Raw genomic sequence first — 14,809 nt, 5'->3', positions numbered from 1 at the left:
TTGCAACTGATTAGTTGCGAATCTATATTTAGAAAAATGAAAAGAGATATTTTTCAAGCTATTGCCGATCCGACGAGAAGAGCAATATTAGTTTTGATTTCTTCGAGTGCATTGACCCCAAATGCTATTGCAGAGCAGTTTCAAACTACAAGACAAGCAGTTTCAAAACACATTAAAATATTAAACGAATGTGATTTATTGGAAGAAAAGAAATTGGGCAGAGAAATTTATTATCAGCTCAAAATTGAAAAAATGAAAGAAGTTGACCAATGGCTGGAACAATTTAAAGCAATTTGGGAACAGCGTTTTAGCCAATTGGATCAAGTATTACTAAACTTAAAATCTAAAGAAAATGAAGACTGATTTATTAATGATTTTTTCTGTAGACAAGGAAAATAAAAGAGTGAATGTAAAACGCGAATTCAACGCTCCGTTATCAAGTGTTTGGTCTGCATGGACAGAACCTGAAATTCTGGATTTGTGGTGGGCTCCAGCTCCGCTAAAATCTGAGACAAAAAGCATGGAGTTTAAAGAAGGCGGACGAAGATTGTACGCAATGGTTGGTGCTGAAGGTGTGCAAGGCTGGAGTACTTTTGATTATACTTCGATTTCTCCTAAAACAAATTTTAAATACACTTCTACTTTTTGCGATGCTGACGGAAATCCAAATTCTGCTTTTGGAAGTTCTTTTTGGGATGTTTCATTCTCTGAGCAGGGAGATTCTACCATTGTTGATATTGTAATTACAAGAGACAGTTTTGAAGAACTTGAAAAAATAATCGAAATGGGATTCAAACAAGGATTTACATCAGCGATGGAAGGTTTGGATAAAATCTTAGCAGAAAAATAAAATTATTTCAACCGAATTATTATTAACGAATTAAAATCTAAAAAAAATGAAATCAAATCTTTTAATGAATTTTACTGTTGATAAAGAAAATAATACTGTCAATGTAAAACGCGAATTTAATGCTTCGCTGCCTCAAGTTTGGTCTGCGTGGACAGAACCTCAAATTCTGGATTTGTGGTGGGCTCCTGCTCCGTGGAAATCTAAAACAAAAAGCATGGATTTTAAAGAAGGCGGACGCAGATTATATGCCATGCTTGGGCCAGAAGGCGAAGAACATTGGGCCATTGCAGATTTTACTTCAATTAGTCCGAAAACTAATTTTAAATATCTAGATGCTTTTAGCGACAGCGAAGGCAATTTAAACAAGGAATTTCCACGCTCTGACTGGAATGTGACTTTCTCTGAAAAAGACGGATCTACTTTTGTAGATGTTGTCATCAAACATGAAAAACTATCTGACTTGGAAATGATTATTCAAATGGGATTCAAAGAAGGTTTTACTATTGCAATGGAAGGTCTAGATGCTATTTTTGCTGAAAAAGCAAAATAATTTTCAATTGTATATAAAAGGCCAAAACAAAAGAAGAATTTACTGATATTAAAGTTGTATTTTCGTTTTATAAAAACATTTTTACTTTACTATCAATGAACAAATTTTTTGCTCTGGTCTTTTTACTTTTTTCTTCTACTTTCGCATTCAGCCAAAAGAATAAAGCCAAAAACATAGAAACTTCAAAGCCTTTCGTTTTAGGTGTAATCGAAGAAATTCAATCCAAAGAATTAAACGAAAAAAGAATTTTAAACATTTATCTTCCTGAAGGTTATAATCCAGCAGAAGACACAAAATATCCTGTCATTTACTTATTGGACGGTTCTGCAGATGAAGATTTTATTCATATCTCAGGATTGGTTCAGTTTAATAGTTTTGAGTGGATTAATCAGGTTCCAAAATCAATTGTAGTAGGAATTGCAACTGTTGACAGAAAAAGAGATTTCACTTTTCCAACTACAATTGAAAAAGACAAAACTCGTTTTCCAACCACAGGGCATTCTGATCAGTTTATTGCTTTTATTGAAAAAGAATTACAGCCTTTTATTGAAAAGAAATACAAAACAAATGATTCTAAAACCATCATCGGCCAATCTCTTGGCGGATTATTAGGAACCGAAATCCTGCTTAAAAAGCCGACTCTTTTTAATAAATATGTTATTGTAAGTCCGAGTTTATGGTGGAACAATGGCTCTCTTCTAGATTTAGATTCTGAAATGCTAAAAGAAAATTTCAATCAGCAAATCGAAATCTATATTGCTGTTGGCAAAGAAGGACTAGCTCCAACAGCAATTCCGCATGTTATGGAAGTTGATGCCAATTTACTGGCAGAAAAACTAAAAGAATCTAAAAGCAAAAGTGTAAAAACGTATTTTGATTATTTCCCAGAAGAAAACCACGGTTCGATTCTGCATACAGCTGTTTTTAATTCTTTTAAATTCTTTTATCCAAAAAGCAAAGAATAATATTTTACAATTATCAATTGTCAATTGTCAATTGACAATTGATAATTGATAATTTACCCCAGCCATCCTTCTCGATCCAAACTTCTATATTGAATTGCTTCTGCAATATGAGATGAAACAATATTTTCTGAATGATCTAAATCGGCGATAGTTCTTGAAACTTTAATTATTCTTTTTAACATATAGTTCATTCTATTTTTTTTATCATTGCAAAAAAAATTCAAATCACATAATGAAAGCAGTCGCATATCTTAGAGTTAGCACACAAGAACAATCTTTAGAACGACAACATGAAGATATTCAAGAATTCGCTACTAAAAAGAATTTCACTTTAGTAAAAATTTTTGAAGATAAGATTAGCGGCTCAAAAACAAAATCCGATGAAAGAATTGGATTTAATCAATTAAAAAGATATCTCGAAATAAATGAAGATGTTAGAGATATTTTAGTCTTAGAACTATCTAGGCTCGGAAGAAAAAATAATGACATTCAAAATGTTGTAGAAGATTACATAGAGAAAGGAATAAATATTCATATAAAAGACTTGAACATAACAACTCTTGATGATAACAGACAACGCTCTGTAGCATCCGAAATGATGATCTCACTGTTAGGTGTTATATCAAGCAGTGAAACAAGGTTATTAGGCACAAGAATAAGCTCAGGCAAAATGTCACGAGCTAGAAAGAATTTGGCGTTCGGAGCAAAAATCATAGGTTATAAAAAGGCTGAAGATGGAACTCCTATGATTGATGAGACTGAAGCCCCAATGATTTTAAGAATATTTGAGCTTGCATCAAAAGACCTTGGCATGCGTAATATTTCAGCACTGATTGAATCAGAATTTGGAAAAAAAATTGCGATTGGAACGCTTAGTGGAATAATTAGAAATCCCTTTCACAAAGGAGAAAGAAAGTACAAAGATTTAGAGTTGACTGTTCCTGCGATTGTTCCAAAAGTTTTATGGGAAAAGGCAAATAATTCAATTAATAACAGAAGTAAATTTGGGAGTAGAACTAATGTAAACACCAATATTATACAAGGGAAAATCAATTGTGTATGTGGAGCAGTAATGCATCAAAAAGTTATTCCTCAAGGACGAATCGATTCTTTTGTATGTAAGGATGATAATTGTAAAAATTCCATAAATAGACCTTGGCTATTTAGAATGATACGTAGGATTGTTGACAGGCATGCTCAGGAAACAAAAGATGAGAAAGTTCGTGAAAACTTTAAATTACAAATACAGTCCTTTAGAGCTCAAATTGAGGCAAATGCAAAAGAAATTGAAAAAATTGAGAAAAGAAGAAAAAGATTAAGAGACCTCTATCTAGATTCACAATACACCAAGGATGAATACAATGATACTAGAACCGAAATTGACAAAGAACTGCAAGAATACCATATCAAAAACAATAAACTTAATGAAGTGATTAGAACGTCTGAAAATGCATTGGAAACAGAAATCAATCATTTTAGTGAAGACTTGGAATTATTTAAAAATGAGATTAAAGATATTATAACTGAAGTCATTATTGATAAGGATGACGTTTCAATTAATATTTGGAATTGGTCAACATATTATCTCGACAAACCCAATCCAATTAAGCTTGGCTGGGAAGCTAGAAAACCCATAAGTGAGAGATATCTCAATGAGAAACTTCCATCGAGGCATCCGATTCCACATGATGAATTGGAAATGATGGTTGATGATTATTTAAGAAACTTATCTGAGTAGCTAATTAAGTCTAAACTTATAAAGTAAAGTCATAGAGTACTTTCAAATCTATCCCAAGTGCTAAAGAAATTTTAACTGATGTAGTGAGAGTTATGTTAGTACGTCCATTCTCAATTCTAGAAATAGTTGTCTTATCTATTAATGGATCAGTACTTAATTCATTCATTGCGGTTGCCAAATCCAGCTGGGTCATGTTTTTTGATTCTCGAATCTTCTTCAAGTTGATTCCGAATTGTTTAACGTAAAAATTGATATTTACTGAGCCTTTTGACATAATTGTCAATAATAGTTTATATATTTATCCTTCAGGTAAACATATATGTCAATATTTCTCCATATCAAATATCAATCCTATAAAACCCTAATATAAACAATTAAAAATCAACAAAATGAAAAAATCATTACTACTATTAATCACACTTTTATCTTCTTCATTGATTAATGCACAAATCATTGATAATAAAACTTTACAACCAAAAATGACAACAAAAGCATCAATTATGGGCGCTACTCTAATTGAAGCCAATTGGTATGATAGCTTCACTTCTTTTACATTTCAAGATGCGAAATATAAAATTCTAGATGTCCAAGCTCGATTTATATTAACACCTGAAGAAATTGATTCTTTTTATGGCGAAGTTAAAAATCGCTTTAGCAAAAATGAATATGAAGAGAAGGAAGGATTTATTTTTCAGACCAAAGAGGGAACAGCGATACATACTAATTTTAAAAAATCGATGGGGACTAAATCTTTATATATCGCAATTTCAAAAAATAATGTTGTATCACTAGGAATGTATCTTACAGAAAAACAGACCAAGAAACTTTTTAACGATCAATCAAAGTAATATTTCTTAAAATTCATTCGCGAAAAAAAAGCCACTCTACTAAGAGTGGCTTTATTGTATGTACACATCACTTTATGACGTATGAAAATAATTAATTCATTCTTTTAAGGTTGATTTATTACCTTTCTGATCTTAACAATTGTATTATTTGATAGATTAGTAATCAATGCAAGTTTTCTAATTGAATAGTTTTTGTCTTTAATCAATTCTAAATGTGAATGATTGTATTTAGACAAAAATTGCTGAGGTGTTTCAATAGTATTTAATTGTCGTCCTTTATAAACCCCTTTCGATTTTGCAATAACAATACCCTCTCTTTGTCTTTCTAATAATGATGCTCTTTCCATTTCAGCAACATTACTCAAAACATCTGTTATCATTTTAAAGATAGAATTTGGTTTACCATCGATCATCGAATTCAAACCAATATTTTCAACAAAAACATTTATTCTAAGATTGCTTAATGTATTTAATGTTGTCTGAATATCAAAGGCATTTCTACCTAATCTGTCAATGGAATGAACTACTAATCTCTCGACTTTTCCGTTTGATATATCAGCTAACAATCTTTTTGCGCTTGGGCGTTCGTTAAAGGGAATTGAACCACTGCATTTATCAATGTATTCTTTATGATTGGAGTTTGATTGCCTATCAATATTTTGTTCGATAGTACTCACTCTTATATATTTTGCTGTTTTCATAATATTTTTTAATTTAAGTAAAGGTAAATAATTTTATTAATAATGTATCATTTTTAGAGTGGTTATTTTTAACACTACTAAAGCTCAATAAAAAGGTTTTAAATTCTGTTAAAATCGTATCAGCATTAAACTATGCTCAATGAATACAATTTCGAATCAATAAACGTGTAGAAAAAACATTTTCCCATGTGTTCAGAAATAAGTATAGCCTATTTTTAATACAAAATCATTGATAATAATAAATTATTCTACTGGTTACTTGTGTGTTTTTTAAAGCACTCTAAAAACATGCAGTTTACTAAAAGTTAGAAGCATAGAATTCCAATTCCCTTCTTTTTCAGCATAAAATAAAGCACTATGTAAAATCCGTTATTTCAATTTCAATAAAAAAGTTAGTTTTTGAGTATTGACTAATTTTTATTTGATAGTATCTTAATACAACATCTTTAAAATGATGCTCTGGGTGCTGGGGAATTAATTACCCCCAGCTTCTGCCCCAGAAAAAAAGCAGAGCCTAACATAAAAAGCAGAATACTATGAAACATGCATTTTTACTCATCACAATTTTTATTACAATCAACTTCATCAGAATTAGAAAACAAATCATTACTTCAGAATATTTTATTAGATAATTCTAACTCTTGTCAAGAATATTATACAATTGATTTATCTTCTAATTACTTCTTCATTTATGATGTATTAAACAAATATAAGTTTAAAGAAGAAAACATATCAGATATAACGAGACTTCTACAGAATAATGATGATAACATTACTACTGATATTCCTGCGCAATTAGCGCTTTTTTTTCTTAACAGAGACTTAATTAAAATTCCTTCCAAAGTAGAATATGTAATCAGAAAATATATTTCTAAAAAACTTTTAAAAGAGATACATTCAGATTTAGAAGTAGCTATAGAACTTTGCTTATTATTATTAAGTCAATTAAGCTCCACGTATTTTGGTGTAATTGATGGCACCAATCCCGAAGGGTGGAAATCACTTAAAGCAAAGTTTCTTCGTAATCTTTTAAGCATCCATCCTACTACATATAAAAAAGTAATTACTGCATTAATGTATCCACTCAAAAAAGGAGCAATATTAGAATGTGACAACCAATATCAAATTGGAGAAAAAAATTACTACTATCGATTGGGAAAACCTTTTTTAGGTAAAGGGATTATTGGTTATGAACTTAGAACTAAAGAAGCTAAACTCCTTTTAAACAAATATTATATTACAAAAATTAATGAGGCACAAAGTAATCCAATATGTAAAAATCTTATGATGTTTTATTCTGACATCACATTACCTAGTATAGACGAAATAAAAAAAGAAGCCAATCGTCTAATTAAACTAGGGTACACAACTAATAAAGGAAAACGATTAATAAAACTTAATAAGCATTCTCGAAAATACTTTAAAAACTTTCAGACCCTTTCTTTTGTTGAAGATTCTATAGAGATTTTTTCTTATCTAACTGATAATGGTCTTTTGATTCCAACTGTTGGAAATAATAGAAGTGGTGGCAGAATTGTAGACTCATTTACTCTAATGCCTAGTTGGATACGCAGACTTGTAAAAATAAAAGGTAAGCATCATGTCGAATGCGATTATAACTGTCTCCATCCTAATATTGCCATTCAATTATATGGTGGAACCATATCACATCTAACCCATAGTGATATTGGTTTAGCGCTAAAAATTGAGACTAATGCTGTCAAAATAGAACATCTGTCATTTTTTAATAAAGAGGTATGGCAAATGAAACAATCTAAATTGTTTAAATATTATCAACAAAATGAGCCTAAAATGCTTCAAAACATAATTGAAGAGAAGTACAATAGCCCATACCGTCACAAAATTACTTCTCGTAAATTGTTTGCTAAAGAAGTGGAAATTATGAGTGATGTAATACAGCAACTAAATCAAGAAAATATTTATGTTGGCTACATTTACGACGCCCTTTTTTGCCATCCTCAACAAGCTAATCGAATGAAAGAAATTATGGATAAAATAGTGCAGAAATACAAAATTCAGACAACCGCAAAGCTCTCTAGTGATAAAAAATATAACTCAAGAAAAAACAAATTGAATATGTCTAATATTAATTTATTGAGCCAAAATACAGTGACCGCTGACTCGTACCAAAGCCTTCGAATTGATGCAAAACTCATCAATTTTGGAGACCGTGTAAAAACTCTCATTTTGGAAAAAATAGAAAAGGGTCAACATTTAAATTTTGAGAATGCAGAAATAATATTTGGAACCGATGACATCGTTAACGATAAAGTGTTGAAAATCTATGACGAGTTTAATCCAAATGCAATGTATGTCATGAAAAGCTATTTGAATCCCCCCTCCTAATAAATAAAATGCATAATAAATAACCAAATTTTGTTGTTACCTCTCTTACATATGTCCACTTTTCTTCTTTTTATCAAACGTATAATGGTGCATTCAAAAATTTTTGGATTTTTTTAAAAATTATTATATCAGCAATGTAGTGCAAAGTGAATTAATAGTGTTTTATCAGTACCTTAACGGGTCAGAGTAGCACGTGTTTACTCTATAAGTAACATAAAAAATATACGTTATTATAGGCGTTTCATTAGAAATCAATGATAGGCTTCGAAAGTATTTTTATTTTTTTCCAATATTTTTATTATTGAGATATTTATAAGTAAAAAAGACACATGAAACTAATTATCACAAGAGCTCAAGCAAATAAGATTTTGCATAATATTCCTGTTGGCAACAGTATAAAAATTAAAGTAAAAGATGCTAATAAGATTTTAAAGCCCAAATCTTAATTTTTTTCAGGAGCCGCTATTGAATATTTACCGTCTGAACGAGAACGCATTTTTTTTGCTGTTTTATCAAAATAAAATCTGCTTTCTGGAAATAAAATTTTAAAGTCTTTATATTCTTCAATATTAAATTCATGATTTATTGAACGGGCGTAAAATATTTCTAACTCAGTTCTAAGATTTCTAGTATTAGGATGGTTGGGATAAGTGACTACAAAAGCTTTTATTAGCTCAATTGTAGGATGATATGAAGTTTGGAGTCTTAAATCTCTATCTAATAAAGCAGGAAGCTTTTCCATTATGTAAGGTGAATATCTAGAGTTTGGATATTTCGTAACATAATCAGAGAATTCGTAGAAACTTGCTTCATCTTTAGGAAGAGCCAAAGAATCACGCATTTTGATTGCTTTATTTTTTAATTTGCTATCAGGATGCAAGATTATAAAATTGTCTAATGCTTTTACATTAACACTATCCAATATAACATTAAGTTGCTCGGTTTCGGTCATTTCTGTCGATTTATTGTTTTGGGAAAACAAAATTGTTCGGCTTAAAAGGAACACTATTAATAATAATTTTTTCATATTTTTAGGAATTTAAGTTTGAATTCAATGAACACAGATATCTTCAAATGATTTTACATCAGATGTATACAAAATCTCAGTTACTTGGCTTTTCTCAAAATTGTAAATCACCAAGATTTGACGGTCTGTATTGTCAATCCCATTATAAACGAACACATTGATTCCGATGGGTCTTTGAGAAGTATATACACTGATTGGTTTCCAATTATAATATTTCTTAAGAAAGTCATGGGCTGAATACTCTTCATCTGGTTCCCCAATTTGACGAATCATATTTTTCTTATTTCCAGAAATTATTAAGCTTCTAATTTCTGCGAACGATTTCTTAGAGAGAGAAGAATTTACTTGAACTCCATTCGTTTTTATTAATTCTATTGATTTCGCTAAGACATTATCTTCTGTAACTTTTGGTAAATCATACGTTATTTTGAATTTTTTACCCATATAATTTCCGTCATCAAAGTTGTATTCACAATAATCTGGAAGATAAATTATCACGTCTTTACCTTTTTCATCAATGAATAGATAGTAACAATCACCTATACATTCGATTTTTTTAAAAGTCATTATCTCACTACCAATATTCGACTTTAAAGTATTAGTGTTCGCTGTATGTTGGGTTTTGTTTTTTGTAGCCGTTGGAATTGTTAACTCTTTTTTATTACATCCAAATAAAATAATCAGTAATCCTACGCAGATAATTTTTTTCATAGAATATTTTTATTGTTTAAAGTTTATTGTTTAAACAAATATACAAATTATAGCACTTGTGCTATAATAATTTTGATGTTTATATCTTCTTTTTGATAAAGTGAAAAAAGAAGGTAATAAATCCAGAAAATTAATCTTCGACCAAGAAGGTTTACAGGCGCTAGCAAAGCGACTAAAAGAAATACGCTCAGAAAAAGGTGTGTCACAAGAGGAACTTGCGTATCGCTCAGAAATAACATTATCTCAGATTGCTAGAATAGAAACCGTAAGAATAAATCCTACGGTAAGTACAATATTTAAACTTGTTCGAGCATTAGAAATTCCACTTGATGAGTTATTTAATTTTAATTTGGAGCCATTAACTAAAGAATAAACTATACCTTAATTATTACTCTTATACGAAGTCGTTTTTTTGTTTAATTGTTAATATTGAGAAAGAATTAAAATTAACAATACACACAAAATTAGTAGTAAAAATATTCTATATTAGCATCTTACAAAGAGGATTTTCTAGGAATACTTGATATAAATCAATTTTAAGACAATTAAAACTAGATGATATGAATTTTACACCTACTTCAAATATTGCTAATAAAGTAAGAAATACGAGACTTCCAAGAACAAAACCTCTATTACCTCTTTTTGAACTCATTAGCAACTCTATTCATTCAATTGAGGAAGCAAAAAGTAAAGAAGTAATTAAGGAAAATGAAGGAAAAGTTACAATTGATTGTATTAGAAATGGTTTGCCAGAAACTCTAAAAGAGCTTGGGAATATCGATATCTATCCCATACATTCTTTTGTTGTTACAGATAACGGAATTGGACTGGATGAAGAAAATCTTAGAGCATTTATAGAAGCAGATACCGACCATAAAATAGAAATCGGGGGTAAAGGTGTTGGCCGATTTGTCTGTTTAAAGGCATTCAAAGAATTGAATATAAAAAGTTTCTTTCTAGAAAACAAAATAACCAAATCAATACAATTTGAACTTAAACCAACAAAAGAGGGATTTCATAATTTTTCCAATCCCCCAATTAATGGTATTGTTAATGGTTCGATAATACAACTTAGTAATATTAAAGATGAATATAAAAAGTCCTTACCAACAGAACTAGCTGAAATAGCTAGAGAAATTGTAGCACATTTTCAACTATATTTTATAAGAAATACAATTCCTCAAATTATTATTAGAAATCAAAATGGAATACAATTCGATTTGAATACTCTTTTTAGAACCGAATTTAAGTCAGATGTAAAATCGGGGAACTTTAATCTTGGAGAAACAAATTTTGAATTATTCCTTACTAAATCAACTGAATTTCAAAGTCATAAAATTCATTTCTGTGCACACAATCGAAGCGTAATAACTGAAGGACTTTATTCTAAAATTGTCGACCTAGGTAAAAAACCTATATTAGAAGAAGAGTTCAAATTCTTTTACCAAGCTCATGTTGTAAGTGAAATTCTAGATGAAAATGTCGATACAGAAAGAATTGGTTTTGTCTTTCCAGATGACGACGAAGATGATGATTCGGTCGATATAAATCTAACTAAAATTAGAAAAGCATCAATAAAGTGTATTGAGGAACTGCTGTCGGATTATTTAGGAAATGTGAGAGAACTTAAAATAGATTCATATAAACCTATTATCAATGAAGAATTACCACAATATAAGAGTACCATGCATTTTCGTTATGAAGATGTAAAAAAACTGCCCCCTAATCTATCAAAAGAACAATTAGACATTGAACTTTATAAAATCGATGCTGATTGGAGATTAGAAGTGAAAAAAGAAAAAATAAAACTTCTTTCAGATAATGCTGATGTAACAACAAGAGAAGATTACAAGGTAAAATACGAAAAGTTTTTAAGTGATTTTAATGAAATTGGAAAGTCAGATTTAGCAAGATACGTAGTTCACAGGAAGACAATTATTGAGCTTCTTGAACAATTAATTGAAACAAGTGGTGATGGTAAATTTGAAAATGAAGATTTAATTCATTCAGTATTTTTCCCTATTAGAACCACATCTGATGAAGTTCCTTACGACAAACAAAATCTTTGGTTAATAGATGAACGACTTTCTTACCATTCTTTCTTAGCGTCGGACAAAACATTTAACAGCATATCTCAAATTTCTTCAACGGAGCATGAAAGAAGCGATTTATTGATTTATAATGAAGCTATTGCATTTTCTGATTCAAAAAATGCTCCCCATAATTCTTTTACAATTGTTGAACTAAAAAAGCCACAGAGGGACGATTATAGAGATTATGATGATAACAAAAATCCTATTGAACAATCTGAAAAATATATTGAACTATTATTAGATGGCAAAGTAAAAGGGAGAAATGGCCGTGTAGTTGAAGTTGATAGAAGAACACCTTTTTATATTTATATTATTTGTGATATTAGACCATCGTTAGAGAAAATATTACAAAGAAGAGAGTTTGACAAAACACCTGATGGAAAAGGATGGTTTAAAGTTAAAAGTAAATTCTATTCAGCATACTTTGAAGTAATGCCATTTGAAAAAGTATTAGATGATGCCAGGAAAAGAAACAGAATATTATTCGAAAAATTAAAAATAGACTAACTCTCAATTAAACCAATTTAATTCAAATCCTAATTCAAAAAAAAGTAAATTAGATTTTCAACTGGTACTAATATGATAAAAGGAAATCCAATACACGATACAATAGTTATAGTAAAAAGAGATACAATAGTAAAGATTGTAGAATTAGTAAACAAAACACCTGAACAAAAAAAATCTGATTTCATACAATGGTTTAATGATTATAGTAACGTTTCTACCTTCTTTGGTACAATAGCGACAGTAGGTGCTTTAATCGTTGCTATAATTGCAATTTTTAAAACTGCAAAAGATTCTCGACAACAACTACTTGTTGGAAAAATTGAAGAAATTTATGAACTTATTGTATATCTAGTTGTTGACTATGATAAATTATATAAACTTGAATTAAAGCTACAAAAATGTGGTGATAAAACCGACGAAAATTATATCCAAAACATAGAGAAATATAATTTGGATTTGGAAGAGGTTAATAAAAAGGTTGATTTAAACGATTTATTTAATAAAGTTATTAGATTGCATGTGCTCGCTAATTCATACTTAGATAAAGATTTAAACTTAGAAGTTATTTCCTATTGCAGACTCTTTGAATGTCTAATTGCAACAGTAAAAAGAGGTAATTCAAATCGTAAGAAAACAGAATACCCAGAAGGTTTTCCCACCACAGAAAATTTACGAAATCTGGTCAGTTATTTAGCTAATAAGCTGATAATAAGAATTAATCTTGGTGGAGAAAAAAAAGGCAATCATAATGAGTATCTATATTATCGTGATAATGTATTTAAACGAAAGTTAAAACTAAAGTAATATCAAGAATTTGCCAGAATCAACTATAAATTTTAATGCTAAACCTCGCATTAAAATAGTGCAAAACTGTAATATCATTCCACATTTAACCAAGATTCAAATTGAGAGGTATAAAAGGAACCAAATAGAGTTCTTTGAAGCAAATGAAGTTTCACCCTATTAACCAGATAAAAATACTTGCTGAATAAACTTCAAATTTTTGCCTTTTTGTAGCTAATAAGTCTGTTAACAAGTCTTTATAATAGTTTTAGAACTCAAATAAGTGATTCTCTATCTTAGTAAAACAATTTAAAATAACAATAAGATGGATAAGGAGAGAATTAAAGATGAATTAATAAGAGAGGGTGAATTTATAATAAATTCAATTAGTAATCCCGTAAAAAGAGCATCGGGCTTTGACAAATTAAAAGCTTTAGGAAATCATCTTAAGACAACTGATGATTTTACTCAAAAATTAACTGCAAAACTGAATGAAATACTGGAAGCAAATGAAATAAGTTTTGAAGGTGAGAATGGTGAAGTAGAAAAAAATGAACTTATTGAATATCTTAAACCAACGATTACCGAATTGATTAGAAAATATTTAGGTCTTTAAAAGATGTTACCAAAAAGAAGCGAAAACATATACCCTAAAACTGATGAAAATATTCAAGCGATTTTTGATTATTATTTCAGTGATTTAAATGTTGGCCAGACTGGTGCAATTGAGAGATTAAAAGAAAATAATATTTTAAGTTTAAATCAAATTGAATATTTGATAAAGAAATTATCGGAAGCATATATCCCAATCTTCAGAGTACATCTAAAAACTCCAATTGAATTACAAAACCTTATTAAGTATGGCCTTGATGCCATAGTTTATCAAGACATTAAAAAGTCTGGAAGCAAAAGCAGACAAAACATTACACTAGAATTCCAAAATTTCGTAAAAGAGAACAGTAAATAGTAAGAAACAGAATCAAATAATCCGAATTATACCTATTCCAATAAAAATTTACGGAACTCTTTTTCAATTTCTTTTTTCAGAGGAAATATTAATTTTTCTAATTTTTGATACTCTACATCAAAATTAAATGTAAAACCTAAATTATCATCTACATTGATTTTTTGCATATGCATATATTGGTCATAAGTATTAAAAAAGTCTCTACAGTGTATCATATAATTTATCAGCATTTCTTCAGTTTTGTCATCAAAGAATAACATATTTCTGGATATATATTTTGTAGAATCTGCATAAGTATTTATAAAAGTATTTTGTAGATTGACAATTTCAACATTTTGAGGATTTTCAATTTGTTGATTCTTGACAGTTACACTATATATATGCAAAAGCTCCATTAATTGCGATAAATAACTGTAGATTTCTGCTAAAGCTTCAAATCGCTTTTCATGCAATTTTGTAAACTTAAAATTTTCTTTAGATTTAAGATAATTTAAATCTGATTGAAATTGAGAAATTTCTTTTGAATGTTCTTTCTTTACTTCTTCAATTTCTTTTGTGTTTTCTTTTTTAACTTCTTCAAGTTTACTGTCGTATGTGTTTTTGATACTGCCTTTAACTCTTTCAGTTAAATACAATGAAAGTAATGCTGGCAAGCCAATAAAACCAAGAATCTGATATATGTAGTCTGCAAAATTCATAAAA

The 14,809-nt window shown here is 29.5% G+C and carries 17 protein-coding genes and 1 pseudogene; 12 read left to right on the top strand and 6 right to left on the bottom strand.

Annotation, left to right across the window (positions count from 1 at the left end):
- Positions 1-36 precede the first annotated feature (36 nt).
- The 4 genes from FF52_RS00650 to FF52_RS00635 all read left to right on the top strand — a co-directional run bounded on the left by FF52_RS00650 (position 37) and on the right by FF52_RS00635 (position 2,365).
- Entirely contained in the window at positions 37-363 is a 327-nt protein-coding gene (locus FF52_RS00650) for an ArsR/SmtB family transcription factor (protein ID WP_008462100.1), read from the top strand.
- On the top strand, positions 353-850 hold the full coding sequence (locus FF52_RS00645) for an SRPBCC family protein (RefSeq protein ID WP_008462098.1): 498 nt from the start codon (positions 353-355) through the stop codon (positions 848-850). Before FF52_RS00650 ends, FF52_RS00645 begins: the two co-directional genes overlap by 11 nt.
- A gap of 46 nt (positions 851-896) precedes the next feature.
- A complete protein-coding gene (locus FF52_RS00640; RefSeq protein ID WP_008462096.1) occupies positions 897-1,400 on the top strand; it encodes an SRPBCC family protein in 504 nt (167 codons plus the stop codon).
- A gap of 95 nt (positions 1,401-1,495) precedes the next feature.
- Entirely contained in the window at positions 1,496-2,365 is an 870-nt protein-coding gene (locus FF52_RS00635) for an alpha/beta hydrolase (protein WP_008462094.1), read from the top strand.
- A 53-nt stretch (positions 2,366-2,418) separates the two neighbouring features.
- Here the strand turns inward: FF52_RS00635 and FF52_RS23310 are convergent.
- Positions 2,419-2,538, bottom strand: a pseudogene (locus FF52_RS23310) (ATP-binding protein); the annotation flags it as partial.
- 59 nt (positions 2,539-2,597) lie between these two features.
- Between FF52_RS23310 and FF52_RS00630 the strand changes: the two are divergent.
- Positions 2,598-4,103: a recombinase family protein gene (locus FF52_RS00630; RefSeq protein WP_008462091.1), complete on the top strand. Its 1,506-nt coding sequence runs from the start codon at positions 2,598-2,600 to the stop codon at positions 4,101-4,103.
- Between the two features lie 16 nt (positions 4,104-4,119).
- On the opposite strand, the gene FF52_RS00625 is transcribed toward FF52_RS00630, so the two are convergent.
- The gene (locus tag FF52_RS00625; RefSeq protein ID WP_008462090.1) at positions 4,120-4,377 is read right to left on the bottom strand and encodes a helix-turn-helix domain-containing protein; all 258 of its coding nucleotides are present in this window, start codon (positions 4,375-4,377) and stop codon (positions 4,120-4,122) included.
- 115 nt (positions 4,378-4,492) lie between these two features.
- On the opposite strand from FF52_RS00625, the gene FF52_RS00620 reads away from it, so the two are divergent.
- On the top strand, positions 4,493-4,951 hold the full coding sequence (locus FF52_RS00620) for a hypothetical protein (protein WP_008462089.1): 459 nt from the start codon (positions 4,493-4,495) through the stop codon (positions 4,949-4,951).
- A gap of 104 nt (positions 4,952-5,055) precedes the next feature.
- On the opposite strand, the gene FF52_RS00615 is transcribed toward FF52_RS00620, so the two are convergent.
- Positions 5,056-5,652 (bottom strand): recombinase family protein, encoded by a 597-nt coding sequence (locus tag FF52_RS00615; RefSeq protein ID WP_008462088.1) that lies wholly within the window; start codon positions 5,650-5,652, stop codon positions 5,056-5,058.
- A gap of 543 nt (positions 5,653-6,195) precedes the next feature.
- On the opposite strand from FF52_RS00615, the gene FF52_RS00610 reads away from it, so the two are divergent.
- On the top strand, positions 6,196-8,019 hold the full coding sequence (locus FF52_RS00610) for a hypothetical protein (RefSeq protein WP_008462087.1): 1,824 nt from the start codon (positions 6,196-6,198) through the stop codon (positions 8,017-8,019).
- Positions 8,020-8,461: 442 nt separating this feature from the next.
- Here the strand turns inward: FF52_RS00610 and FF52_RS00605 are convergent, their stop codons facing one another.
- The gene (locus FF52_RS00605; RefSeq protein ID WP_008462086.1) at positions 8,462-9,046 is read right to left on the bottom strand and encodes a hypothetical protein; all 585 of its coding nucleotides are present in this window, start codon (positions 9,044-9,046) and stop codon (positions 8,462-8,464) included.
- A gap of 24 nt (positions 9,047-9,070) precedes the next feature.
- Positions 9,071-9,757 carry a hypothetical protein gene (locus FF52_RS00600; RefSeq protein ID WP_008462085.1) on the bottom strand — a complete coding sequence of 229 codons (687 nt, stop codon included), beginning with the start codon at positions 9,755-9,757 and terminating at the stop codon, positions 9,071-9,073.
- Positions 9,758-9,857: 100 nt separating this feature from the next.
- Between FF52_RS00600 and FF52_RS00595 the strand changes: the two genes are divergently transcribed.
- From FF52_RS00595 to FF52_RS00575, 5 genes are all read left to right on the top strand, one after another.
- On the top strand, positions 9,858-10,130 hold the full coding sequence (locus FF52_RS00595; protein ID WP_008462083.1) for a helix-turn-helix domain-containing protein: 273 nt from the start codon (positions 9,858-9,860) through the stop codon (positions 10,128-10,130).
- Positions 10,131-10,317: 187 nt separating this feature from the next.
- Complete coding sequence (locus FF52_RS00590) at positions 10,318-12,357, top strand: ATP-binding protein (protein WP_008462081.1); 2,040 nt, start codon at positions 10,318-10,320, stop codon at positions 12,355-12,357.
- A gap of 72 nt (positions 12,358-12,429) precedes the next feature.
- On the top strand, positions 12,430-13,161 hold the full coding sequence (locus FF52_RS00585) for a hypothetical protein (RefSeq protein ID WP_008462078.1): 732 nt from the start codon (positions 12,430-12,432) through the stop codon (positions 13,159-13,161).
- 304 nt (positions 13,162-13,465) lie between these two features.
- Positions 13,466-13,756 carry a hypothetical protein gene (locus tag FF52_RS00580; RefSeq protein ID WP_008462076.1) on the top strand — a complete coding sequence of 97 codons (291 nt, stop codon included), beginning with the start codon at positions 13,466-13,468 and terminating at the stop codon, positions 13,754-13,756.
- Positions 13,757-13,759: 3 nt separating this feature from the next.
- Positions 13,760-14,107 (top strand): hypothetical protein, encoded by a 348-nt coding sequence (locus tag FF52_RS00575; protein ID WP_008462073.1) that lies wholly within the window; start codon positions 13,760-13,762, stop codon positions 14,105-14,107.
- Between the two features lie 32 nt (positions 14,108-14,139).
- Here FF52_RS00575 and FF52_RS00570 read toward each other — a convergent pair whose 3' ends face one another.
- On the bottom strand, positions 14,140-14,805 hold the full coding sequence (locus tag FF52_RS00570) for a hypothetical protein (protein ID WP_008462071.1): 666 nt from the start codon (positions 14,803-14,805) through the stop codon (positions 14,140-14,142).
- Positions 14,806-14,809: the final 4 nt, after the last annotated feature.

Origin of the sequence: Flavobacterium sp. F52 (genome assembly GCF_000278705.1) — a bacterium.
In the GTDB taxonomy this organism is placed as follows: domain Bacteria; phylum Bacteroidota; class Bacteroidia; order Flavobacteriales; family Flavobacteriaceae; genus Flavobacterium; species Flavobacterium anhuiense.
Note: the sequence above shows the minus strand (reverse complement) of the source record. Positions and strands in the feature narration are given on the sequence as shown.